Here is a 25,010-nt window from a genome sequence, read left to right as displayed (position 1 = left end):
TAAAATGGCAAAAAAAGTAGAAGGATATATTAAATTACAGATTCCAGCTGGTAAAGCAACTCCAGCACCACCGGTTGGTCCTGCATTGGGACAGCACGGTGTTAACATCGTTGAATTTACAAAACAGTTCAACGCTAGAACAGCAGATCAGGGAGATCTGATCATTCCTGTTGTTATCACAGTTTACAATGACAGAAGCTTCAGCTTCGTTACAAAGACTCCACCGGCAGCAGTTTTGATTAAGAAAGCTTGTAACATCAAATCTGGTTCAGGCGTTCCAAACAAAACTAAAGTTGCTACAATTACAAAAGCTCAGGTAGAAGAAATCGCTCAGACAAAATTACCTGACTTAAATGCAGCATCTCTTGAGTCAGCTATCAGCATGATCGCTGGAACATGCCGTTCTATGGGTGTAGTAGTAGAGGACTAATATTTATTAAATAAAGTATTATAATCGGTTCCGGATTGAAAGTTTCCTGCGGTGTCTAAGCAGGTGGCAAGTAGATAGCGGAAATTGTAACAGAGTTGAATATCGTGGGAGGGGTACGATCCCGCCAATACCACAAGGAGGTTATTATAGAAATGAAACACGGAAAGAAATATATCGAAGCTGCAAAACAGATCGAAAGAGGAAACCTGTACGAAAAAACAGAAGCTATCGCTCTTGTAAAGAAAGCAGCAGTTGCAAAATTTGATGAAACAATCGAAGCTCATATCAGAACAGGATGTGATGGACGTCACGCTGATCAGCAGATTCGTGGAGCAGTAGTTCTGCCACACGGAACTGGTAAAACAGTTCGTATCCTTGTATTCGCTAAGGATGCAAAAGCTGAGGAAGCTAAAGCAGCAGGAGCAGATTTCGTTGGAGGAGACGAACTGATTCCAAAGATCCAGAACGAAGGATGGCTTGATTTTGACGTAGTTGTTGCTACACCAGATATGATGGGTGTTGTTGGACGTCTTGGACGTGTACTTGGACCAAAAGGTCTTATGCCAAACCCAAAAGCTGGAACAGTTACTATGGATGTAACAAAAGCTATCAACGATATCAAAGCTGGTAAGATTGAGTACAGATTGGACAAAACAAACATTATCCATGTACCGATTGGTAAAGCTTCATTCACTGAAGAACAGTTAGCGGACAACTTCCAGACGCTTATCGATGCAATTATTAAAGTAAAACCAGCAGCAGTAAAAGGTCAGTACCTTAAGAGCGTAACACTGACATCTACAATGGGACCTGGAGTAAAACTTAACCCATTGAAACTTGCTTAATTCGAGTTTTAGAGATTGCTTATAAAAGGAGCTTGTTAAAAGTTCGTGAATAATAAAAACCGGAGACATCAGACCGAGAGGTAAGGTGTTTCCGGTTTTTGTATATTTCGTTGATAAAATAATGTATATTGCTGAAAGGGGATTCTTCGGATATGAAGAAGCGTGAAGTGTTTCTTCTAATAAAGAAGCAGGAGAGGGATACAGTGATGTTTTGGTGGAGACAGATGATGGAGAAACAGGAATTGTGTTAGAACTGAAGTATGCGGACGATGGTAATCTGGAGACAGCCTGTCTAGAAGCATTTGAACAAATTGAAACAAACAATTATGAAGAAGTACTTCAAGATGATGGAGTGGAGAATATCATAAAATATGGAATCGCTTTTTATAAAAAGAAGTGTAGGGTGAAAATTAAAAAGTAAGAGATGGAAGGGCTAGATTGACTATTCGGGCATTTTGCTGCGAAAAATAAAACCGGAGACATTACACCAGAATGGCGGGTGTATCTCCGGTTTTGCTTTGCTGATTTTTAAAGTCTGTTTTCTATAATGTAAAGAAGTTTGAGTTCGGAATTGTATACCAACAACAATTCCGAGTTGTCTTTTTCTATACGATAGTAGTATTGACAATGTTCAAAGTCAATGCGTTCTTCTGATGGTACATCTAATTTATCCAAACAATATGTAGCAAAAGCTGGAAAATTATCTGTGAATACTGTTGAAGAAGAGTTGGTTGTCCAGTCTGCCATTGATTTTACAGAAGCTGCATCATCGGTTTGGTAAACAGTATAGAATGTTCCATCTCCATGAAAGGAGGTTCCGGTATCCTTGTGATATATTTCGTTTGAATCTTTTGGTAATTCTAGCTTCCAGTTTTGTTGAATTGTAAACTTGTTAGAATTGCATCCGGTTAAAATGAATATTAAGCTGATGAAAAAGATGCTTAATTTTACTTTCTTCAAAAAAGATACCTCCTTTGTAATTGGGAAAATCTACCATAATAAAATTAGACTTTACAACTTGTCGTCTCTTGCATAATAATCAAAATACCAAAAATCGCTACCACGGCTTACACCAAATGAATTGATATAAGAATACTTAAGGTTTTGTTCAACAGAATATATAAACGGATTGATTTTCTTTACTTTAGGTTCATCTGTAGGAATATAATATTGCAATTGTTCGATTTCGAGATTTTCCCAAAATCTTAAATTGATAAAATAGAAATAATCAAAATCGGTTGTGTAGTAAACCTTTCTTGAGGTGAAATCACTGCCATCTCCGAGGTGATCAAAATTGTTTTCTGACCTTACAGATTTCTTGCCAAAGATGGGGAGACCCTTAGCAAACATGACTGGTGGAGTGAAAATAATAAGGGCACATAATAAGAGTAGGATGGGTATTGCGAAATACTTCTTTTTCAATGTAAAACTCTCCTTTCGAAATGCTGTTATGGATGTTACTATTAGGATATCGTTTTCAGATAATAATTTCAATATAAAATAGTCAATCCAGAAAAGCTGAAAGTGAAACAGCTTTTCTGGATTTAATAAAACTTAACTATGTGTTTACAAAGATTTTAAGCTGGCAAAGTTTTGACATACATTACTTTATAATACGGTATATGAAACACTTACGTTTCCGGAGTTAGCAGTAGAATATAGTCTGAATGTCCCATTGGAGTATCCCATGTGATAATATTCTGCATCGCCACAAACTTGTGCAGGAGCGGAAGCAGAAGTCTGTTTAGCACGTATATATTGCGAAGATCTAGCACTAAAATATGACTGAGGAATTCCATATTGTGTAGAAACGCCAGATAATTGTGAAATTGTACTATAGCCTGAACCGGATGAAACTGTAAATGTGTAAGAAAAACCTTGTGAAGCCATCATTGTATAATAAGCACGATAAGTAGAGCCTGTTATGTTGTAGCCAGCGTCATAAGGAGTAACATCGGATGAAATCTTTTCGAAACCATATGCTCCATATGCTCCGTTTGCATATACGTTTAAATTGCAGATGCCACCATTATATTCAGCGGTATGTGTTTCTACAGGATTAGACAAAAAATCAGCAGCTTTTTGAGTGAAAAACGTGGCTGAATTGTTATTGTAATCATCTACATATCCGTTTTTGTTTAATGAAACATCAGGAAAAAGAGCTTGTAAGGTTTCGAAGGAAATGAGTTCATCTTGTGGGGGAGTAACGGTTTGGCGTTCTGCGGCACAAATTGTAATGGATGAACTTAAGAAAAGAGTTAGCGTGAGGATAATACTGAATAATTTTTTCATAGTGATACCTCTTATTGTATAGGTGTTGGAATATCTAAGTCGTTATTTACTTTAGTGATTTCAAAGATGATTTCTGAGTGAAAATAGTCTTTTCCCAATACTACATTACTTTCGGCCTCATCTTTTGAAAAACCATTTTGCATGAGCGAAGCAATTGCAACAGCTTTTTCGGACTCTTCGGTGTTGATTACAATTTTTTTGATTTCTTGTTCTTTTAAATCAACGATATATTCTAATTGGTTGATATAAGGTACTTCTATATTTCTTCCATCTGGATCATAATGTAAAGTATCTGTATATTCTGTATAAAAAGTTGCAAGATTTTTCTCCTTTTTCTTAAGGCGAAGAACAAGATTTTGACGATTATAAATGGCGTCTTGACGTTCGCTGATTTGCTCAGCTGTCCAAAATGTATCGTTTTCGTTGCGGAGTTTCATGCGACGATAAGTTACATTATTTGATGTATAACTATAGGATGCTAATAATGAAGTTGAATGGCTGGAGTCTTCGATTAAATTTTCATATTGTTGATATGGGTTTGGAATTAGCATGCCTTCATATACACAGAGTTTACTTTTTTTATTTGCTTCATTTGTTCGGTAGTATGTGGCGGTGTATTCATAACTGTTGGAGAAAAAGTCTTTGATGATTTTTTTGCCATTATCTTCTGTGGTTGATTTACTACAACCAGAAGTAAATACTATAATTAGAAGAAAAAATAAGAGCCATTTCTTAAGAGTTTTCATAATACACCTCCTAAAATTTAGATGATAATTAAATTGTTAATTGTGAGTAGTGCTGTTTCTTAATTCTTTGGGCAGTGTAACTTCGCCCCATAAGGAGACGCATGAGCTTTGTTTTGCAAATTTTGTTGCAAATTGCTCTAAATATTTAATGGTGAGATTTTTTAGTGGCTTATTGTCTTTCTGGTGATTTTTCATCTGTTTTGTTCCTCTCTTTCTTTCGAACTGAAAATGATAAAGCAATAATGGTTTCAATTTCTACTACTAAAAGTGTACATAACATGTAACTCTCCTTCCCCACTTGTAATATATTAGATATAGAAATTATAAAAAGAATAGAAATTATTCCTTTGAATTTAAATTTAATTCGTTCAGAAAAACTTATGTCATTTTTGTTTTCAGATTGTATTGGCGCAAATAAAATAACCAAAAGCACTTCTAAAATGTAAATAAGGAATTTGGTGCTATACGCAAACTGAATACAATTTCCCAAATGAATAATACATTCTAATACTATTAGTGTTAAGCCAAAACATTGCAATACCGTTTTCAAGTGAATTCCACCAAGAAAATGTTTCGTTAAAGTTAAACAAAATAAAATTTGTAGGAACTCAGTAAAATGATTAGTTAAAGCGAATATGATGGCGAGTGCTAAAAGTTTCTCAAATTCAGAGAGAATGATGAGAAGGCTATATTCTACTTTTATTTTTGATAAATGCTCTAAGGTACGATTTGTTGTTAACCAAGAAATTGTTTGTGTAATAATAAAATTATTTAACTTTTCCATGGACTAATCGTATCATCAATCAAGAAATAAAACTATAATTTTCGGATAACTTAAACATGAACAGCTAATTATTGAGCGTGAATGACAAAGATGTTTCGTTGCTGAATTGGAAAGATAAAGATATAATGAAAGTGATTATTGAAAAGCAAAGAAGGGGAAACGGATAATGTACAACATATTAATTGTAGATGATGAAGCAGAACAGTGCGAAGCATTGAAAATAATATTGGAAAGACGAAAAGAAAATATAGTTGCAGATATTTGTACAACATTAGAAAAAGCGAAGATATTTTGTGCCGGAAAGAAGTATGATGTATTTTTGCTTGATATGAAGTTGGATGAGAAGGATGGCGATGAGGGTGGGCTACAACTTGGGAATTATATACGCTCGATTATTCCTTATAAATATACACCGATTATCTATATTACTTCTGTTCCAGAAAAAATTCAGGCGGCATTGTCTGATACGGGGTGTTTCCGATACATTTTAAAACCATATACAGCAGAAAATATTAATAAGTGCCTGGATGATGTGCTGCATTCTCCGTTAGTAGCACCGGAAACATTTTCTTTTCAGAATTTTTGGGGTGGAGAAATTCGTATTCCAGAGCGTTCGATTATTTATATTTGTCCTGGGATAAATAGAAGGTTACAGATTTATACAAAAGATGGATGCTATGAAACTATAAGTTACACGATGGAGCAGGTGGAAAACATACTTAGATATGGATTCTTTCGATGTCATCGGAAATATATTGTGAATTTAAAATGCATTTCGGAATATGATAGGAGTAATCGTTTGTTGTATATTGGGAATGAGATAATACCGGTAGGACGTAAATATAAAGAAGCATTTGAAAACATATGGAGGGTATTATAGAAGTGTATGCGTATATAGAAAGCTTTATAACGTCATACATAGAATTTGTGGCGTTTTATATCTTGCTATGTGGATTTTTAGAATATCCGTTGGCGAAAAGAAAAATATTTTTGAAAATTGCTGTTATACCGGCTATAGTAAATTGCTTTTTGTGTTTTTTTCAACTTTCAACAGCAATACAAATGGTCATAAGTAATTTGGCTATGCTAGTTTGTTTAGAATATCTGGCTAGAATTTCTTTTGTTCGAATATTTATAATATACGTCTTGGGGGATATGTGGATAATGTTGACGGAGGTTGTTCAATTACCTATTTGGAATTTGACTCCTGCGGGAATATTTCATGGAATAGCGCCGATAGGAGGCATGATAATTGTTTTGTTATTAGCGTGGCTTGCCTATCGCTATATTCCTTTACGTAAAGTATATGAAGCGATTTCAAGATGGAACATTTTAATGTTATTGGTAATAATAAATAGCTTCTTGGTTCTATTTATGGTAGTTATGTATGCACGATTGAAAACAGAACATTTTATTTCAAATTATTTGATTATCGTTGGAATTATGCTGATTCTTATTATTGAAAATGTTGGAGAGGTTTATCATTATTTTAAGCAGAAAGAACAGCAAAAATGTGTGCAAGTATACGAGGAATATCTTCCGATTATAGAAGGATTAATCGAGCAAGTGCGAATCAGACAACACGATTATCACAATAAACTTCAAAGTATTCATGCCCTTGCATATGTATGTGAAGATTTTGAATCGTTAAAGGGGGCTTTGTTGAAAACAACGGAGCATGATATGCTTCCTGATTTCGAAATGAATTTGCTAAAATTGAATATGCATTTGGTAAGTGGATTTTTGTTCAGTAAAATTCGTCAGGCAGATAAAGAGGAAAAAGAATTACATCTGGATATTGAACAATATGTAATTAGAACGACCTGTACGGAATATGAGGTGATTGAATGCTTGGGAATCCTGATTGATAATGCAATTGAAGCAACGAATGAAGGCGGAACAATATTGGCGAAGATTGGCTCGCAAGATGACAAATTAGTATTTGAAATTAAAAATGTCGGACCGCATCTTACGCCGGAATTTTGTAAAAATATTTTCAAAAAAGGATATTCAACGAAGAAAAATGATGTGAGTAATCATGGGATTGGATTGTATAAGTTAAACAGAACGGTAAAAGAACATGAGGGAAAATTGACATTGGAGAATGCTGAAGTGAATCAAACAGAATACATATCGTTTGGATTGAGGATATGAACTTTTCGCATACATGAGTGAAAAAAGTAAAAAATAAAAGAAAAAACACTTGACATCTTGCTAAATTAATGCTAATCTAATATAGCAATTGACTGCCGAAGACAGCAGGTGCTGTAAAGCGTAAGTATGATGACGCCTGCCGAGGAAGACAAGATTTCGAATGAAGATGAAATTTGTAAACCTCTGTGTCTTTGGGCATGGAGGTTTTTATTTGCTTAAAGCAACCTTCTAGCAGTCATACAAATCTAATAAGGAGGTGCACCGGAACGTGGCAAAAGTTGAATTAAAACAACCAATCGTAGCAGCTATCGCTGAAGACATTAAAGACGCTCAGTCAATCGTACTTGTTGACTACCGTGGACTTACAGTAGCACAGGATACAGAGCTTCGTAAACAGCTTAGAGAAGCAGGTGTTATTTACAAAGTATGTAAAAACACTATGATGAAGAGAGCGTTTGAAGGAACAGAGTTTGCAGGTCTGGATGAATTTTTGGAAGGACCAAGCGCAATCGCTATTTCTAAAGATGACGCAACAGCTCCAGCAAGAATTATCTGTAACTTCGCTAAAGAAGCAGATAAGCTTGAACTGAAAGCAGGTGTAGTTGAAGGAACAGTATATGATGTTGCAGGATTAACAGAACTTGCAAAGATCCCTTCAAGAGAAGTACTTCTTTCAAGATTACTTGGAAGTATGCAGTCACCTATTACAAACTTCGCTCGTGTTATCAAACAGATTGCAGAGCAGGATGGTGAAGCTGAAACAGCTACAGAAGCCCCAGCTGAAGAAACAGCAACAGAGGAGTAAGACATCCAAAACATGGTGGTTTGAGATGAATACACTGTGTATGATATGATTCGGAAGAATGATATTTATAAACCTATAATATGAAAATAATGGAGGATATTAAAATGGCTAAAATGACAACAGCTGAAATGATCGAAGCGATCAAAGAGTTATCAGTATTAGAGTTAAATGAATTAGTAAAAGCATGTGAAGAAGAATTTGGTGTATCTGCAGCAGCAGGTGTTGTAGTTGCAGCAGCAGGAGATGCTGGAGCAGCTGCAGCAGAGAAAGATGAGTTCGACGTAGAACTTGTATCTGCTGGATCAGCAAAAGTTAAAGTTATCAAAGCAGTTCGTGAGATCACAGGTCTTGGACTGAAAGAAGCTAAAGAGCTTGTAGACGGAGCTCCAAAGGTAGTTAAAGAAGCTGTTTCTAAAGCAGAAGCTGAAGATATCAAAGCTAAACTTGAAGCTGAAGGTGCTGAAGTTAACCTTAAATAATTGTTGTTCTTATACAATTAGAGAGTGTTATAGAGCGGCAGCTATGTCCAAGAGACAATTCTTGGACGTAGCTGCCGCTTTTTGTTTCGCTTATATACCACAAAAACATAAAAATGTCAAGAAAATTTTGAAAAACATGTTGACATTCAAATGGAAGATGTGCTATAGTAGAAAATGCGCTATTGTGGAAAGCTAGGCGTTGTAGATTGTAAAAAACGAAGCCTTGTTTTACCGATAATAGAAAAGTGGAGTATTAACTGGGCAATTGGAGCCCGCAAAAAAATATATGAGGAGTGAAACGTCAATGGAGAAAAACAGAATTCGTCCCATCACAAACGGAAAAAGTTCACGTATGAGCTATTCCAGACAAAAAGAAGTATTAGAGATGCCGAATCTTATCGAAGTTCAGAAGAACTCTTATGAGTGGTTTCTGGAGTCTGGTCTGAAAGAGGTATTTGATGATATTTCACCAATCGCTGATTATAGCGGTCATTTCAGCCTGGAATTTGTTGATTTCAGACTCTGCGAGGATGAAGTGAAGTACACAATTGAAGAGTGTAGAGAACGTGATGCAACATATGCTGCACCTCTGAAAGTAAGAGTAAGACTTTACAACAAAGAGACTGATGAGATCAATGAGCATGAAATTTTCATGGGAGATCTTCCGCTGATGACAAAGACAGGAACATTTGTAATCAATGGTGCTGAGCGTGTTATCGTAAGTCAGCTCGTTCGTTCCCCAGGAATTTATTATGGTATTGCTCATGATAAACTCGGAAAAGAATTATATTCATCTACAGTAATTCCAAACCGTGGAGCATGGTTGGAATATGAGACAGACTCCAATGACGTTTTCTATGTACGTGTTGACCGTACAAGAAAAGTGCCAATCACAGTGTTGATTCGTGCTCTTGGCGTTGGTACAAATGCAGAGATCGTAGAGTTGTTCGGTGAGGAACCTAAGATTCTTGCAAGTTTTGGAAAAGATACTTCTGAGAGTTATCAGGAAGGTCTTTTGGAATTATATAAGAAGATTCGTCCGGGTGAGCCACTTGCAGTAGATAGTGCTGAAAGTTTGATCACAAGCATGTTCTTCGATGCAAGACGTTATGACCTTGCAAAAGTAGGACGTTATAAATTTAATAAGAAACTGGCTCTGAAGAATCGTGTGACAGGACAGGTTCTGGCAGAAGATGTAGTAAGCCAGATCACAGGTGAAGTTGTTGCTGAAAAAGGAACAAAAATTACAAGAGAACTTGCAAAAGAGATTCAGAATGCAGCAGCACCATACATTTGGGTAGAAGGAGAAGATACATCACGTAATATCAAGATTCTTTCTAATATGATGGTTGATCTGCAGGCAGTAGTAGATATCGATCCAGAGGAAGTTGGCGTTACAGAGCAGGTATATTATCCTGTATTGGCAGGACTGATTGAAGAGTCTGCAGGAGATATTGATGAATTAAAAGAATCTATCCGCAGAGATATTCACGATTTGATTCCAAAGCATATTACAAAAGAAGATATCATGGCTTCTATTAACTACAATATGCATCTGGAATATGGTATGGGTAATGATGATGATATCGACCATTTGGGTAACCGTCGTATTCGTGCTGTCGGAGAACTTCTCCAGAATCAGTACAGAATCGGACTTTCACGTTTAGAGAGAGTTGTTCGTGAACGTATGACAACTCAGGATCAGGATGGTGTATCACCACAGTCACTGATCAACATTAAACCGGTTACAGCAGCTGTTAAAGAATTCTTTGGTTCTTCACAGTTGTCACAGTTCATGGATCAGAACAACCCATTGGGAGAGTTGACACATAAAAGACGTCTGTCTGCGTTAGGACCAGGTGGTTTGTCAAGAGACCGTGCCGGATTCGAGGTACGAGATGTACACTATTCTCATTATGGAAGAATGTGTCCTGTAGAGACACCTGAAGGACCTAACATCGGTCTGATCAACTCACTTGCATGTTATGCAAGAATTAACGAATATGGTTTTGTAGAAGCTCCATATCGTAAGATTGATAAAACAGATCCGGTAAATCCGATCGTAACAGATGAAGTTGTATATATGACAGCAGATGAAGAAGATAATTACCATGTAGCACAGGCGAATGAGCCTTTGGATGAAGAAGGACATTTCATTCATAAGAATGTATCTGGTCGTTACCGCGAAGAGACACAGGAGTATGAGAGAAATAAATTCGATTACATGGATGTATCACCTAAGATGGTATTCTCTGTTGCTACAGCATTGATTCCATTCCTTCAGAATGATGATGCTAACCGTGCCCTGATGGGATCCAACATGCAGCGTCAGGCAGTACCGCTTCTTTCTACAGAAGCACCGGTAGTAGGTACAGGACTTGAGGTGAAATCTGCAGTTGACTCAGGTGTATGTGTTGTTGCAGACGAGGCAGGTGTTGTAGAGCGTTCAACATCTACAGATATTACAATCCGTCACGATGATGAAAGTAAGAAAACATATAAATTAATCAAGTATCTGAGAAGTAACCAGAGTAACTGTTACAATCAGATTCCAATCGTAGACAAGGGCGAAAGAGTAGAAAAAGGACAGGTTATCGCAGATGGTCCTTCTACATCGAATGGAGAGATGGCTCTTGGTAAAAACCCATTGATCGGATTTATGACATGGGAAGGTTACAACTACGAGGATGCTGTTCTTCTTAGTGAAAGACTGGTACAGGATGATGTATACACATCTGTTCATATCGAAGAGTATGAAGCAGAAGCACGTGATACAAAATTAGGACCAGAAGAAATTACAAGAGACATTCCGGGTGTTGGTGATGATGCACTTAAAGATCTGGATGAAAGAGGTATTATCCGTATTGGTGCCGAGGTTCGTGCAGGGGATATCCTTGTTGGTAAAGTAACTCCTAAGGGAGAGACAGAGCTGACAGCAGAAGAGCGTTTGTTAAGAGCAATCTTTGGTGAGAAAGCACGTGAAGTAAGAGATACATCTCTGAAAGTACCTCACGGAGAATATGGAATCATTGTAGATGCGAAAGTATTTACAAGAGAGAACGGAGATGAATTATCTCCGGGAGTTAACCAGTCTGTACGTATCTATATCGCACAGAAGAGAAAGATTTCTGTAGGAGATAAAATGGCTGGTCGTCATGGTAACAAGGGTGTTGTTTCCCGTGTACTTCCTGTAGAAGATATGCCATATCTTCCAAACGGACGTCCACTGGATATCGTATTGAACCCATTGGGTGTACCTTCTCGTATGAATATCGGACAGGTATTGGAGATCCACTTGAGTCTTGCTGCAAAAGCACTTGGATTCAACGTAGCTACACCAGTATTTGATGGTGCAAACGAGAACGATATCATGGATACACTCGACCTGGCAAATGATTATGTAAACTTAGAATGGGATGAGTTCGAGAAGAAGCATGGAGAAGAATTACTTCCGGAAGTACTGCAGTATCTGTCAGATAACAGAGAACACAGAAAACTCTGGAAAGGTGTACCGCTTTCTCGTGACGGAAAAGTTCGTCTGAGAGATGGTCGTACAGGAGAATATTTCGACAGCCCGGTAACAATCGGACACATGCACTACTTGAAACTGCATCACTTGGTTGATGATAAGATCCACGCACGTTCAACTGGTCCTTACTCATTGGTTACACAGCAGCCACTGGGTGGTAAAGCTCAGTTCGGTGGACAGCGTTTCGGAGAGATGGAGGTATGGGCACTGGAAGCTTATGGTGCATCTTATACACTTCAGGAAATCCTGACTGTAAAATCAGATGACGTTGTAGGACGTGTGAAGACATACGAAGCAATTATCAAGGGAGAGAATATCCCTGAACCAGGAGTACCGGAATCATTCAAAGTACTGCTCAAAGAGTTGCAGTCACTTGCTCTGGATGTTCGTGTGCTTCGTGAAACTGGAGAGAATGAATTCGAAGAAGTCAAGATGATGGAATCTGTTGATTACGGTAATACAAACCTGAATGCAATTATCGAAGGCGACAGAAGATATCGTGATGAGGAGTCTTATAAAGATCATGGCTATACAGAACAGGAATTCGTAGACGGAGAACTTGAGAATGTAGAGCAGGAAGAGGAACCAGAAGATTTCGATGAAAACGAAATAATTGATTTCGATGAATTTATGGACGAAGAATAGGAGGAGCCAACTTTATGCCAACAAATAATGAACAGGAAAACCAGCAGTTATCGTTTGATGCAATCAAAATCGGTCTGGCTTCACCGGAAACAATCTTAGAATGGTCAAAAGGCGAAGTTACAAAGCCGGAAACAATTAACTATAGAACATTGAAACCTGAGAAAGACGGTCTTTTCTGCGAGCGTATTTTCGGACCTAGCAAGGACTGGGAATGCCACTGCGGTAAATACAAAAAGATTCGTTATAAAGGTGTTGTCTGCGATCGATGCGGCGTTGAGGTCACAAAGGCCTCCGTCCGTCGTGAGCGTATGGGACATATTGCCCTGGCAGCTCCGGTTTCTCATATTTGGTATTTCAAGGGAATTCCTAGCCGTATGGGATTGATTCTGGATATCTCACCAAGAACATTGGAGAGAGTACTGTATTTTGCATCTTATATCGTACTTGATAAAGGAGAGACAGATCTTCAGTACAAACAGATTCTTTCTGAGTCTGAATATCAGGAAGCAAAAGAAAAATGGGGCAAATCATTCCGTGTAGGTATGGGTGCTGAATCCATTAAAGAATTATTGGAAGCAATTGATCTTGAGAAAGAGTATGCAGAGCTGCAGGCTTCTCTTGAGAATGCTTCAGGACAGAAACGTGCAAGAATCGTGAAACGTCTGGAAGTTGTAGAAGCATTCCGCGAGTCTGGAAACAGACCAGAGTGGATGATCTTAACAGCAATTCCGGTTATCCCACCAGACTTACGTCCAATGGTACAGCTGGATGGTGGACGTTTTGCAACATCTGACTTAAATGACTTATATAGAAGAATTATCAATAGAAATAACCGTCTGAAGAGACTTCTCGAACTCGGAGCTCCGGATATCATCGTCCGCAACGAAAAGAGAATGCTTCAGGAAGCGGTAGATGCGTTGATCGACAATGGTCGTCGTGGCCGTCCGGTTACAGGACCTGGAAACAGAGCACTGAAATCTCTCTCTGACATGCTGAAAGGTAAATCAGGACGTTTCCGTCAGAACCTGCTTGGTAAACGTGTAGACTACTCTGGACGTTCCGTTATCGTAGTAGGACCTGAACTTAAGATTTATCAGTGTGGTCTTCCAAAAGAGATGGCAATCGAGCTGTTTAAACCATTTGTTATGAAAGAGCTTGTAGCAAAGGGAACAGCACATAATATTAAAAATGCGAAGAAAATGGTAGAAAGACTTCAGCCGGAAGTATGGGATATTCTGGAAGAAGTAATCAAAGAGCATCCGGTTATGTTGAACCGTGCCCCTACACTTCACAGACTTGGTATTCAGGCGTTCGAGCCAATCCTTGTAGAAGGTAAAGCTATTAAGCTGCATCCATTGGTATGTACAGCCTTCAATGCCGACTTCGATGGAGACCAGATGGCGGTCCATGTACCGTTGTCACAGGAAGCACAGGCAGAATGCCGTTTCCTCTTGCTTTCACCAAACAACCTGTTGAAACCATCTGATGGTGGACCGGTAGCCGTTCCTTCACAGGATATGGTACTTGGTATTTACTATCTGACACAGGAAAGACCAGGTTCTAAGGGCGAGGGAATGTTCTTCAAAGATTTGAATGAAGCAATCCTTGCATATGAAAATGGATATGTGACATTACACTCTAAGATTAAAGTGCGTGTGCATAAGACAATGGCAGATGGAAGAGAAGTAACTGGTATTATCCATGCAACATTGGGACGTATGTTATTCAATGAGATTATTCCACAGGATCTTGGATTCGTAGATCGTGAAGTAGAAGGTAATGAATTGTTACTGGAAGTTGATTTCCACGTAGGAAAGAAACAGTTAAAACAGATTCTTGAGAAAGTAATCAATACACACGGTGCTACTCAGACAGCAGAAGTACTTGATGATGTAAAAGCAATCGGTTACAAATATTCAACAAGAGCTGCTATGACAGTATCTATTTCAGATATGACAGTGCCACCTGAGAAACCACAGATTATCGAAGAGGCACAGAATACAGTTGATAAGATTACGAAGAACTATAAGCGTGGTCTTATTACAGAAGAAGAGCGTTACAAAGAAGTTGTAGAAACATGGAAAAACAGTGATGATAAGCTGACAGAGGCTCTGCTTACAGGTCTGGATAAATATAACAACATCTTCATGATGGCAGACTCAGGAGCCCGTGGTTCTGATAAACAGATCAAACAGCTTGCAGGTATGCGTGGATTGATGGCTGATACAACAGGTCGTACAATCGAGTTGCCTATCAAATCAAACTTCCGTGAAGGTCTGGACGTATTGGAGTACTTCATGTCAGCACATGGAGCTCGAAAAGGTATGTCAGATACAGCTCTTCGTACAGCCGATTCAGGTTACCTTACAAGACGTCTTGTTGACGTATCACAGGAATTGATTATTCATGACAGCGACTGTGTAGAAGGAACAGGAAGAGAAATTCCAGGAATGTATGTAAAAGCATTTATGGATGGTAATGAAGAAATCGAAAGCTTGCAGGAACGTATCACAGGACGTTTCTCTTGCGAAGATATCAAAGATAAAGATGGCAATGTCATCGTTAAGAAGAATCATATGATTACACCACTTCGTGCTGAAAAAGTTATGAAGAAGGGTGTAGACAGAAATGGGAAACCACTTGAAGAAGTGAAGATCCGTACAATCCTTACATGTAAGTGTAAGAATGGTGTTTGTACGAAGTGTTACGGTGCAAACATGGCAACAGGAGAAGCCGTTCAGGTAGGTGAGGCTGTTGGTATTATCGCTGCTCAGTCAATCGGAGAGCCAGGTACACAGCTTACTATGCGTACATTCCATAGTGGTGGTGTAGCCGGAGACGATATCACACAGGGTCTTCCTCGTGTCGAGGAGCTTTTCGAGGCAAGAAAACCTAAGGGTCTTGCTATCATCACAGAATTTGCAGGTGTTGCAAACATTAGTGATACAAAGAAAAAACGTGAAGTTATTGTAACAAATGATGAGACAGGTGAATCAAAAGCATACTTGATTCCATATGGTTCTCGTATTAAGGTACAGGATGGACAGGTGCTTGAAGCCGGTGATGAGCTGACAGAAGGTAGCGTTAATCCACATGATATCCTGAAGATCAAAGGTTTACGTGCCGCTCAGGATTATCTCCTTCGCGAAGTACAGCGAGTATATCGTCTGCAGGGTGTAGAAATCAATGATAAGCATATCGAGGTTATTGTACGTCAGATGTTGAAGAAGATTCGCATCGAGGAAAATGGAGATACTTCATTCCTTCCGGGAAGTATGGTAAATGTGCTTGAATTTGAGGATGTAAACGAGCAGATGGTAGCAGAAGGAAAAGAAGCTGCAACAGGAGAGCAGATCATGCTTGGTATTACAAAAGCATCTCTTGCAACAGATTCATTTATGTCAGCAGCATCATTCCAGGAGACAACAAAAGTCTTAACAGAAGCTGCTATCAAAGGAAAAGTTGACCACCTTGTAGGATTGAAGGAAAATGTTATCATTGGTAAACATATTCCGGCAGGTACAGGTATGGAAAAATATCGTGAAGTACATCTGAATACAGATGTAAAAGTTGATGAAGACATTGACTTTGATGAGGATATAGATTTTGCTGATGAACTTCCAACAGAGGATAATGCTGTTGAAGAAGTAACAGATACAGAAGCTGATGTAATAACAGAAGAAGATTCTGAAGAATAAGATTTCATAATTTATGGATTATAAAAGAGGTTTTGTGAAAGTTGAAGAGACGGACACAGAACCTCTTTTTTGTGAAAAATTGTATGATTTGTCGAATTTGCATAACCGAAGAAAGTTATATTTCTATTCATTATTCATCGGATATTTGCATAATGTGAATTATATTTATACTAAAAATTCATTAGATATGCATAAAAAAATTTAGGTGCAGAACAAAAAAGTGTAAAAAATGCGCATTATAGGAAATTGGTTTGTAGAAAATGTACAAATTGTGTAAGCATTTGCAAGATTAGAAAGAAATACTTGCAATAAAAAGTGTAAAAAGGTATAATTATAAAAGCTGAAAAATTTACTGTGTTGTGGATTTTTCACTGCGGCGTACAGAATATATAGGAAAAAGGGTATGTCGATAGGGATTATTTATTTTTTAGGGAGGATGAAACAATGGAAAACATGATGTTTCTTGTTCCGGTAGCAGCAGTACTTGCACTGTTGTTTGCAGCTTACCTTGCAGCAAAAGTAAGCAAAGAAGATGTCGGAACAGACAGAATGAAAGAGATTGCAGATGCAATCGCTGAAGGCGCTCGTGCCTTCTTGATGGCTGAGTACAAGATCCTGGTTATCTTCGTGGCAGTATTGTTCGTATTAATCGGATTTGGAATCAGCTGGGTGACAGCAGTATGCTTCGTTGTCGGAGCTCTGTTCTCAACAATCGCAGGATACTGTGGTATGACAGTTGCTACAAAAGCTAACGTAAGAACAGCTAATGCAGCAAGAACAAGTGGAATGAATAAAGCACTTTCAATTGCTTTCTCTGGTGGAGCTGTTATGGGTATGTGTGTAGCAGGTCTTGGAGCGCTTGGTGTAAGTATCGTTTATATCGTAACAAAGAATGTTGACGTATTGTCAGGATTCAGTTTAGGAGCTTCTTCAATTGCTCTGTTTGCTCGTGTAGGTGGTGGTATCTATACAAAAGCAGCAGACGTTGGTGCTGACCTTGTAGGTAAAGTTGAAGCTGGTATCCCAGAAGATGACCCACGTAACCCAGCAGTTATCGCTGATAACGTAGGTGACAACGTAGGTGACGTTGCTGGTATGGGAGCTGACTTATTCGAGTCTTATGTTGGATCACTTGTTTCAGCATTGACTCTTGGAGCAGTGACAGCAACAGTTTCTGGTGTATTATTCCCACTTGCAATTGCAGCTTGTGGTTTGATCGCTTCTATTCTCGGAACATTCTTCGTTAAAGGTGGAGAGAATGCAAACCCACAGAAAGCACTTACAAAAGGTGACTATGCTTCTGCTATCATCGTAGTAATCGCTTCTGTTGTATTAAGTAAAGTATTATTCGACGGATTCGAAGCAGCAATCGCAGTAATTGCTGGTCTGATCGTTGGTGTTATCATTGGTAATGTTACAGAATATTACACATCTGCAGATTACAATCCGGTTAAGAAAATCGGTGAGCAGTCTGAAACAGGTGCAGCTACAACAATCATCAGTGGTCTTGCAGTAGGTATGCAGTCAACAGCTATTCCTCTGCTTTTGATCTGTGTAGCAATCTTTATCTCTTACAAAGTTGATGGACTGTATGGTATTGCTCTTGCAGCGGTAGGTATGCTTTCTACAACAGGTATCACAGTTGCCGTTGATGCTTATGGCCCAATCGCAGATAATGCAGGTGGTATCGCAGAGATGTCAGGTCTGGATGATTCTGTTCGTGAGATTACAGATAAACTTGATTCAGTTGGTAACACAACAGCAGCTATGGGTAAAGGATTCGCTATCGGATCTGCAGCTCTTACAGCTTTAGCTTTGTTTGTATCTTATGCACAGGCAGTAAAGCTTGATTCAATCGACTTACTTAGCTATAAAGTAATCATCGGTATCTTTATCGGTGGTATGCTGACATTCCTTTTCTCAGCATTTACTATGGAGTCTGTATCTAAGGCTGCATACAAGATGATCGAGGAAGTTAGACGTCAGTTCCGTGAGAAACCAGGCATCATGAAGGGTGAGGATAAACCAGATTATACATCATGTGTATCTATCTCTACATCAGCAGCTCTTCACGAAATGCTTCTTCCAGGATTGATGGCAGTTATCGTACCATTGTTAGTTGGTATCGTTCTTGGTGTTGAGTCTCTTGGAGGACTTCTTGCAGGAGCTCTTGTAACAGGTGTTCTGATGGCTATCTTTATGTCAAATGCCGGTGGTGCATGGGACAACGCTAAGAAATACATCGAAGAAGGACATCATGGCGGAAAAGGTAGTGAGGCTCACAAAGCAGCAGTAGTTGGTGATACAGTAGGTGACCCATTCAAAGATACATCAGGTCCATCTATTAACATCCTGATCAAACTTATGACAGTAGTATCACTTGTATTTGCTCCACTGTTCCTTTCAATCGGAGGACTTCTGTAGTTCGAATATAAGATGAGATGTAAAAAGGGCGGATATCCGATCGGGATATCCGCCCTTTTTTACTGAATCTATTTTGTATAAAGATACTGATATTTTATTTCTAATATACTTATAAGAGTGTTCCGTTCATTTCTATCTGCCATCCTGACAACTCAAATGCCCGGTGGAAATCGGCCGTCCATCCTTCTGGAAGTGTTAGGCTAATCCTCAGTTTGTGTAAATCTGCATCTGCAGACCATTTAAGAAATATAATTCCATCTTCACATTTGGCTGCTCCTTCTGCCCATCTAAGGTTTCCAGGATGAGGTTCAATTATAATAGTTTTTCGTCTTTGTATCGGTTGTCCAAGTCCTAATACCTTTTCAGTGAGCAGAGCTCCTGCCATACCATTAAATCCATGGCATCCGGAAAATGCATTGATATTTTCAAAGAATGTACCTGATCCGAGTTTTAATTCTTCAAGATAAATATCTTTTAGTTCTCGAACAAGTTCTTGGACATATCCTAATTTAGCAAGTACATCAAATCGGATCATCAAGCCTATGAAAAGATTTGCTTTTCCGATATTAGGATTGGAGCGATATTCGGGACAAGGCCCCATCATATGAACAAAATTCTTAATATAATTTGTATCATTACGATGAAAATTACTCCACAATTCAAGTGCCTGACCGCCTTCAGTTGGACAGTCTGTACGTGTCAGCTTTCCATCTTTGAAAGAAGCGCCATCTCCACCTCCACCAAAGATTCCTGCTTCTGTATCCAGTTTATTAATGATTTGCCGCATATCATCGGCAGTCTTTTTCCATTCCTCATATCCATAAAGTTCTGCGAGGCGTTCCAACATATAGACAGCAAGACAGTTGTTCGGGATGCTGATTGGTTTCAAAGCAAAATTACGATTAGCAAGAGACCAGTCTACAAATTCAGCACGTTCTGTCTCAATCAAACCGCTGTCACCTCGAAGCGAAAGCAGTCCAGATACAAATTCTTCAACTCTTTCTCTGCAGTTTTCAATAAAGATGAAATCTCCGGATCTATCATAATAATCACATAATTCTGTTAAAAGCCAATAAGACCAGTTGATGAATCCAGGATCGCTCGTATCTGACTTGCTTCCTGGATAAACTTCTGGGAAAAATCCTTTCCACATATCTGTTGTCTTCATGAAATTTTCGATAAAATCTTTTTCTGTACCAAGATTACCAAACATCTGCCATGCTGCCTGGGCAGAAAAATGTGAGTCACATAACCATCCACCTCTTTCGCGTTGAGGGCAGTCCATGAAAATATCAAGAGTGCTTAGACGAAGCGTTCTTCTTGCACCATCATAGATTTGATTTAGTTCTCCGTCGCTGCTACTAAAATAAGAAATTCCTTCATCTGGATAACTGTCATCCAGCAATTGAGGAAATGTTAGCTCGATTTTTCCTGTTGTTGTAAAAATCATTCGGATATATCGGACAAGTTTCGGTTCAAATGTAGTCAGATGATAATTTCCAGGTTCCAATTCATATCGTGTAACATAACTGTTAGCACGCAGTTCGCCATATACAGATAAGTGGTCGCTATTGATCACATCTACAACAGTTTTAGCTTCAACTGATATTTCAAAATCTATAAAACCAAGTTCTGTTTTTCTGTTCTCAAAAATAACAGAAGCTGGATGTTCTCCGGGTGCAAGATAAAGAAGTTTTCTTTTTGTATTTGATAGTTCTGTGTTGTTTTTTTGTTGTTGAGAAAGCTGATATGTTCCGGTAAAAAGTGTTTCTTTATAGCCGCGTAGTTTCTGGAGAAATTGATCTTCTTCCTGCAAGTTTTCATACCATGTTTTATTAAATGCTCTGGCAATTGAGAGTACAAATCCAGGATCATCTGTTTCATCAGAAATCATATCGCAGATTCCTCCAATATGTGACATAGGAATTGGCTGTAAAGAAGCATATGGTGCTCTCCTTGGAAGCCACCCTATCTTTTCTTCAAGAAGGGTTGGCATGTTCCATTGGAAATGACTGCTACCATATACCCACTGTAGACTCTTTTCATCTAATTTATACCATTCGAGTATTCCTCGTGAATGACTCATTGTTTCAACATTTGGCTTTCGATAATTCAATTCTGTATACAAAAATCCTTCTTTTCCAGTTGCAGCAAGAATTGTTCCGTTACTGTCTGTAATCTCAGCGGTCAGCATTCCGGACTCAAGAGTACAATCGTTGCAGTATTTTTCAGGTTTGTTATAAGCGGCTACTTCTATGGCAATATGTACTCTGCCTACTACATGAAATGTATGTTGATCAATTCTACAGTAATGCCGGGCTGTTCTTGCCGGTCCACATGCACATATTTTTCCATTAAGATATAGTCGGTAATAACTTCTCGCAGCGATTCTCAAAGTAATCTGACTGCCTTCTTTTGTATCGATTATTGTATGAAATCCAAGAAATTGGTTGTAATTACTGGAAATACCTTTTCCCCATACCGGTATTGCCAAACGAAATTTATTCATCTACATCTCCTCCTTATACAAGTAGTTATTTATGATGAATGAATCATAGCATATCGCTCTTTAAATTTCTCCGTAATATTCTAAACAATATATTAATTTTCCTACGTTTTTTAACATTTAATATTAATAGTTAAGCAAACCTTCTGTTGATTATATAGAATTTCATACCTTTTTTAATTTGCATTTTTCGGACAATTCGATATACTGAAAGAAAAGGAGGTAATATTGCTATGAATTTTTATGTTTCGATTGGAGATATTCAGGATAGAATTGACTTTTATAATGAGACGCATGACAATTATCCAACTTTTCTTGAAATACTTCAGGAATTGTATCAAGATAGAAAATTTATTAGTTCGGAATCAGAACTTCCGACTATCAATGGTCTTGCCATGTTGGATGATGACAAATTTCTTAAAAAAATTCGCACTTTATATTTTCGGTTTCCAGATAAAGTATTAACCCAGAAAACAGGGTTTGATATTGTTCCTGTGAATGCAGACTTAACAGTTATAAGTCAGTTTTGGCAACTTCAAAATTTTATGCATGTTCATGATTGCTTTGAAATTAACTATATCTTTAAAGGAGAATGTGAACTTGTCTTTCTAGATGAGAAAAGAATATTAAAAGAAGGAGATTTTTGTATTCTGTCACCCTTTACCAAGCATTCAACCAGACTGCTTAGCAGAGAATCACAGATTTTTCCTATATTAGTAAAACAACAGACTTTTAGTAAAGCGTTTTTCTCATTGCTCTCTAATGATGATATTTTATCTACATTTTTTAGGAAGATTTTGTCTGATGCAGAAAAACCAAATTATCTTCTTTTTCATACAAGCAGTTTTCCAGAAGTAAGATTTATTGTAAAAGAATTATTTTTAGAAAATTTTCAATACGATAAATATGTAAATCAAAGCAATATACATTGGTTGAATCTTCTTTTTGTAAGTATATTACGTAATTATCAGACATACAGTCAGTTTTCCAGCTATGATAATGGTTTGGATTATGCTCCTATTCTGCGTTATATTCAAAGTCATTATACTACAGTTACTTTACCTGAACTTTCCAGAATATTCCATTATTCTGTTCCTTATTTATCTAAAATAATAAAGGAGAATACGGGTTCAACTTTTTCGGTTATTGTAAAGAAATTAAAGATGAAAATTGCAACAGATCTACTAGAAAAAACAGACAGCTCAATTGAAGAAATTGCTACTAAGGTTGGATATAACAGTTCAGACCATTTTTATAGGGTATTTAGTGAATTTTATGGAACTTCGCCGACAAAATACAGAAAAGAATGCCGAAAGTAATAATTTTTAATGGGAGACAGTTCTATTAAATCAGTCATGCTGAAGCTGTCTGATTTAATAGAACTGTCTCCTATGTTTGCTGTTAGAGATACAAGATTCTATCTTGTAAAAAGTAAATGTTTTGTTGCTTTTTTAATCAGCAACAGTTTATAGAAAAGAGATATTAAATCTCTTCGCCATTGTTGTATTTGTGAAGTACTTCCTGAATTCTTTCGTTTGGACTCAGAATATCGCTTAAGGAACCATCATGGTTTAATGTGTCAATGATTAAAGCAATGTATTTGCTCATGTCACAGTTGATATAATAAGGTTTTGACAATAACTCAGGTGTCTGATAAATCAGGTTTGTTGTCAAGATACCATGGATAATTCCTTTTTCATATGCTTCATCGAATTTAGCCAGTCCATTTGTGAAAAGACCAAATGTTGCAGCAGCATAGATGCGGTTAGCTTTTCTGCGTTTCAGTTCAGTAGCAACTTCGATGATACTGTCTCCGGAAGAAATCATATCATCAATGATGATTACATCTTTTCCTTCTACAGAAGAACCAAGGAATTCGTGGGCAACGATAGGATTACGTCCGTCTACGATTTTGGTATAATCTCTTCTCTTGTAGAACATACCCATATCAAGACCAAGTACGTTGGCAAGATAAACGGCACGGTTTGTACCACCTTCATCCGGGCTGATTGCCATCATGTGTTCGCTGTCGATTTTAAGATCTTTTACTGTGCGCAGAAGACCTTTGATAAACTGGTATGTTGGTGAAACTGTTTCAAATCCGCTAAGTGGGATTGCGTTCTGGACACGTGGATCATGTGCATCAAATGTGATGATGTTGTCAACGCCCATACGTACAAGCTCCTGAAGTGCAAGAGCACAGTCAAGAGACTCACGTCCTGTTCTTTTGTGCTGACGGCTTTCGTATAAGAAAGGCATGATTACGTTGATACGACGACCCTTTCCACCAACAGCAGCGATAACACGTTTCAGGTTCTGATAATGATCATCAGGAGACATGTGGTTAATGTTTCCTGTCAATGAATAAGTTAAGCTGTAATTACATACATCTACCATCAGATAAAGGTCTTTACCACGTACAGATTCGTTGATAATACCTTTTGCTTCTCCAGAACCAAAACGAGGTACTTTGGCATTGATGATAAATGAATCTTTTTCATATCCTGTAAATGCAACATCATCTTTGTATTGATGAGCACTCTCTTTTCTCCATTTTACAAGATAATCATTGACTTTGTTACCAAGAGCTTCGCATCCTGTAACAGGAATGATTCCTAAGGCTCCTACTGGAATATTTTCTAAATTGAGTTCACTTCTGTGCAGCATTATTTGCCCTCCCTATTAGCGCGTATTTTTTTAATTATTCTAATATCATCGCCGAATAATTTCAGCAAGATATAGTTACTGGTGATTCGTGAAAAAGAACGTTCTGTGTATAGGTCTGCCAACGAATCCAGTGAAAGGTTCGTTGAGACAACGGTCGATTTCATGTTTAAAAGTCTTTCATTAATGCAGGTAAAGAACTGAGAAGCCGTAAATGCATTGGCAAGCTCGGTTCCTAAATCGTCTACGATCAGTAAATCGCAATCATAAACATATTGCTGCATTTGCTTTGATTCATAATCATTATGATCAAATGTTCCCTGAGCCAGAATGTTGAATAAATTTGGCGCCGAATAATAGAGAACAGAGTACCCGGCATCGATTAAATCTCTGGCGATGCAATTGGAAAGAAAAGTCTTTCCGACACCGACATCTCCGTAAAGAAAAATATTGTCGGATGTATGTCCAAAATTCTGAACAAAATTTTTACAAGTCTGATAAGCGTGCTCCATAATAGCACGAGATGTTTTCCCTGTTTTTGGATCCAACTGTCGGTCAGAATAATAATCAAGACAAAATGTATCAAAATTCTCGGATTCCAGAATGCCCTTCAAGTTAGATTGTTCATAAAGCAGTTTTGTGATAGCACGTTTAAAGCAACGGCACTTTGCATTTCCAATATAACCGGTATCCTTGCAGTCAGGACATTCATATACTGGTTCAAGGTAATCAGCAGGAAAACCGGCAGAGGTAAGCAACTGTTGTTTACTGCTTCGCAAGATGCTAAGCTCCTCTTTTAAAGAATCTAAAGCACCCTCATCACCGTCGAGCAGTCGTCTGCCATATTGGACTGACATAATTGAAATTGATTCATCCAGTGATTTGAATTCCGGTAATTTCTTATATACATCTTCATAGTGTTGCGTGAGAATGTCATGGCTTTTAAGCTGCTTTTGCTCATATTCACGCATGATTGTCTGGTATTGTGAATTCGTTAGTCCCACGATAC

At 38.0% G+C, this 25,010-nt stretch carries 18 protein-coding genes, 1 pseudogene and 1 other annotated feature; of the genes and pseudogenes, 11 read left to right on the top strand and 8 right to left on the bottom strand.

Annotated features, from left to right (window positions below):
* Positions 1 to 4: 4 nt before the first annotated feature.
* From rplK to D8Q48_RS05825, 3 genes and pseudogenes are all read left to right on the top strand, one after another.
* Positions 5 to 430: a 50S ribosomal protein L11 gene (rplK, locus tag D8Q48_RS05835; RefSeq protein ID WP_022074846.1), complete on the top strand. Its 426-nt coding sequence runs from the start codon at positions 5 to 7 to the stop codon at positions 428 to 430.
* Positions 431 to 582: 152 nt separating this feature from the next.
* Positions 583 to 1,275 carry a 50S ribosomal protein L1 gene (rplA, locus tag D8Q48_RS05830; RefSeq protein ID WP_022074845.1) on the top strand — a complete coding sequence of 231 codons (693 nt, stop codon included), beginning with the start codon at positions 583 to 585 and terminating at the stop codon, positions 1,273 to 1,275.
* 181 nt (positions 1,276 to 1,456) lie between these two features.
* Positions 1,457 to 1,696 (top strand): annotated as a pseudogene (locus tag D8Q48_RS05825) (PD-(D/E)XK nuclease domain-containing protein); the annotation flags it as partial.
* 107 nt (positions 1,697 to 1,803) lie between these two features.
* On the opposite strand, the gene D8Q48_RS05820 reads toward D8Q48_RS05825, so the two are convergent.
* The 5 genes from D8Q48_RS05820 to D8Q48_RS05800 all read right to left on the bottom strand — a co-directional run bounded on the left by D8Q48_RS05820 (position 1,804) and on the right by D8Q48_RS05800 (position 5,097).
* Positions 1,804 to 2,235, bottom strand: a complete 432-nt coding sequence (locus D8Q48_RS05820) for a lipoprotein (RefSeq protein WP_118688335.1) — start codon at positions 2,233 to 2,235, stop codon at positions 1,804 to 1,806.
* Positions 2,236 to 2,286: 51 nt separating this feature from the next.
* On the bottom strand, positions 2,287 to 2,697 hold the full coding sequence (locus D8Q48_RS05815) for a hypothetical protein (protein WP_118688334.1): 411 nt from the start codon (positions 2,695 to 2,697) through the stop codon (positions 2,287 to 2,289).
* Positions 2,698 to 2,883: 186 nt separating this feature from the next.
* The gene (locus D8Q48_RS05810) at positions 2,884 to 3,567 is read right to left on the bottom strand and encodes a hypothetical protein (RefSeq protein WP_118688333.1); all 684 of its coding nucleotides are present in this window, start codon (positions 3,565 to 3,567) and stop codon (positions 2,884 to 2,886) included.
* Between the two features lie 11 nt (positions 3,568 to 3,578).
* Complete coding sequence (locus D8Q48_RS05805) at positions 3,579 to 4,313, bottom strand: hypothetical protein (protein ID WP_118688332.1); 735 nt, start codon at positions 4,311 to 4,313, stop codon at positions 3,579 to 3,581.
* 169 nt (positions 4,314 to 4,482) lie between these two features.
* A complete protein-coding gene (locus D8Q48_RS05800) occupies positions 4,483 to 5,097 on the bottom strand; it encodes an accessory gene regulator B family protein (protein WP_121055820.1) in 615 nt (204 codons plus the stop codon).
* 166 nt (positions 5,098 to 5,263) lie between these two features.
* Between D8Q48_RS05800 and D8Q48_RS05795 the strand changes: the two genes are divergently transcribed.
* The 7 genes from D8Q48_RS05795 (at position 5,264) to D8Q48_RS05760 (ending at position 18,831) form a co-directional block, all read left to right on the top strand.
* Complete coding sequence (locus D8Q48_RS05795) at positions 5,264 to 5,977, top strand: LytTR family DNA-binding domain-containing protein (protein WP_121055818.1); 714 nt, start codon at positions 5,264 to 5,266, stop codon at positions 5,975 to 5,977.
* A gap of 365 nt (positions 5,978 to 6,342) precedes the next feature.
* Complete coding sequence (locus D8Q48_RS05790) at positions 6,343 to 7,251, top strand: ATP-binding protein (RefSeq protein ID WP_172696947.1); 909 nt, start codon at positions 6,343 to 6,345, stop codon at positions 7,249 to 7,251.
* A 77-nt stretch (positions 7,252 to 7,328) separates the two neighbouring features.
* Positions 7,329 to 7,470 (top strand) — a sequence feature (ribosomal protein L10 leader region).
* Positions 7,471 to 7,519: 49 nt separating this feature from the next.
* Positions 7,520 to 8,056, top strand: coding sequence for a 50S ribosomal protein L10 (gene rplJ, locus D8Q48_RS05785; RefSeq protein ID WP_118688328.1), 537 nt, complete (start codon positions 7,520 to 7,522; stop codon positions 8,054 to 8,056).
* A 113-nt stretch (positions 8,057 to 8,169) separates the two neighbouring features.
* A complete protein-coding gene (gene rplL / locus D8Q48_RS05780) occupies positions 8,170 to 8,535 on the top strand; it encodes a 50S ribosomal protein L7/L12 (protein WP_186865610.1) in 366 nt (121 codons plus the stop codon).
* Between the two features lie 304 nt (positions 8,536 to 8,839).
* Positions 8,840 to 12,709: a DNA-directed RNA polymerase subunit beta gene (locus tag D8Q48_RS05775; protein ID WP_121055814.1), complete on the top strand. Its 3,870-nt coding sequence runs from the start codon at positions 8,840 to 8,842 to the stop codon at positions 12,707 to 12,709.
* A gap of 14 nt (positions 12,710 to 12,723) precedes the next feature.
* Positions 12,724 to 16,407 (top strand): DNA-directed RNA polymerase subunit beta', encoded by a 3,684-nt coding sequence (rpoC, locus tag D8Q48_RS05770; RefSeq protein ID WP_117990216.1) that lies wholly within the window; start codon positions 12,724 to 12,726, stop codon positions 16,405 to 16,407.
* A 444-nt stretch (positions 16,408 to 16,851) separates the two neighbouring features.
* Positions 16,852 to 18,831, top strand: coding sequence for a sodium-translocating pyrophosphatase (locus D8Q48_RS05760; RefSeq protein WP_117990217.1), 1,980 nt, complete (start codon positions 16,852 to 16,854; stop codon positions 18,829 to 18,831).
* Between the two features lie 109 nt (positions 18,832 to 18,940).
* Here D8Q48_RS05760 and D8Q48_RS05755 read toward each other — a convergent pair whose 3' ends face one another.
* Positions 18,941 to 21,340, bottom strand: a complete 2,400-nt coding sequence (locus D8Q48_RS05755; RefSeq protein ID WP_118688325.1) for a family 78 glycoside hydrolase catalytic domain — start codon at positions 21,338 to 21,340, stop codon at positions 18,941 to 18,943.
* A gap of 230 nt (positions 21,341 to 21,570) precedes the next feature.
* On the opposite strand from D8Q48_RS05755, the gene D8Q48_RS05750 reads away from it, so the two are divergent.
* Positions 21,571 to 22,656: an AraC family transcriptional regulator gene (locus tag D8Q48_RS05750; RefSeq protein WP_118688324.1), complete on the top strand. Its 1,086-nt coding sequence runs from the start codon at positions 21,571 to 21,573 to the stop codon at positions 22,654 to 22,656.
* A gap of 163 nt (positions 22,657 to 22,819) precedes the next feature.
* Here the strand turns inward: D8Q48_RS05750 and D8Q48_RS05745 are convergent, their stop codons facing one another.
* Both D8Q48_RS05745 and D8Q48_RS05740 read right to left on the bottom strand, forming a co-directional pair.
* Positions 22,820 to 24,004, bottom strand: a complete 1,185-nt coding sequence (locus D8Q48_RS05745) for a ribose-phosphate pyrophosphokinase (protein ID WP_121055812.1) — start codon at positions 24,002 to 24,004, stop codon at positions 22,820 to 22,822.
* A complete protein-coding gene (locus D8Q48_RS05740) occupies positions 24,004 to 25,005 on the bottom strand; it encodes an ATP-binding protein (RefSeq protein WP_121055810.1) in 1,002 nt (333 codons plus the stop codon). The genes D8Q48_RS05745 and D8Q48_RS05740 overlap by 1 nt, the downstream gene beginning before the upstream one ends.
* Positions 25,006 to 25,010 lie beyond the last annotated feature (5 nt).

Source organism: Ruminococcus sp. B05, from assembly GCF_003628495.1.
Classification (GTDB): domain Bacteria; phylum Bacillota; class Clostridia; order Lachnospirales; family Lachnospiraceae; genus Schaedlerella; species Schaedlerella hominis.
This window is presented reverse-complemented; position numbering and strand designations above follow the sequence as displayed.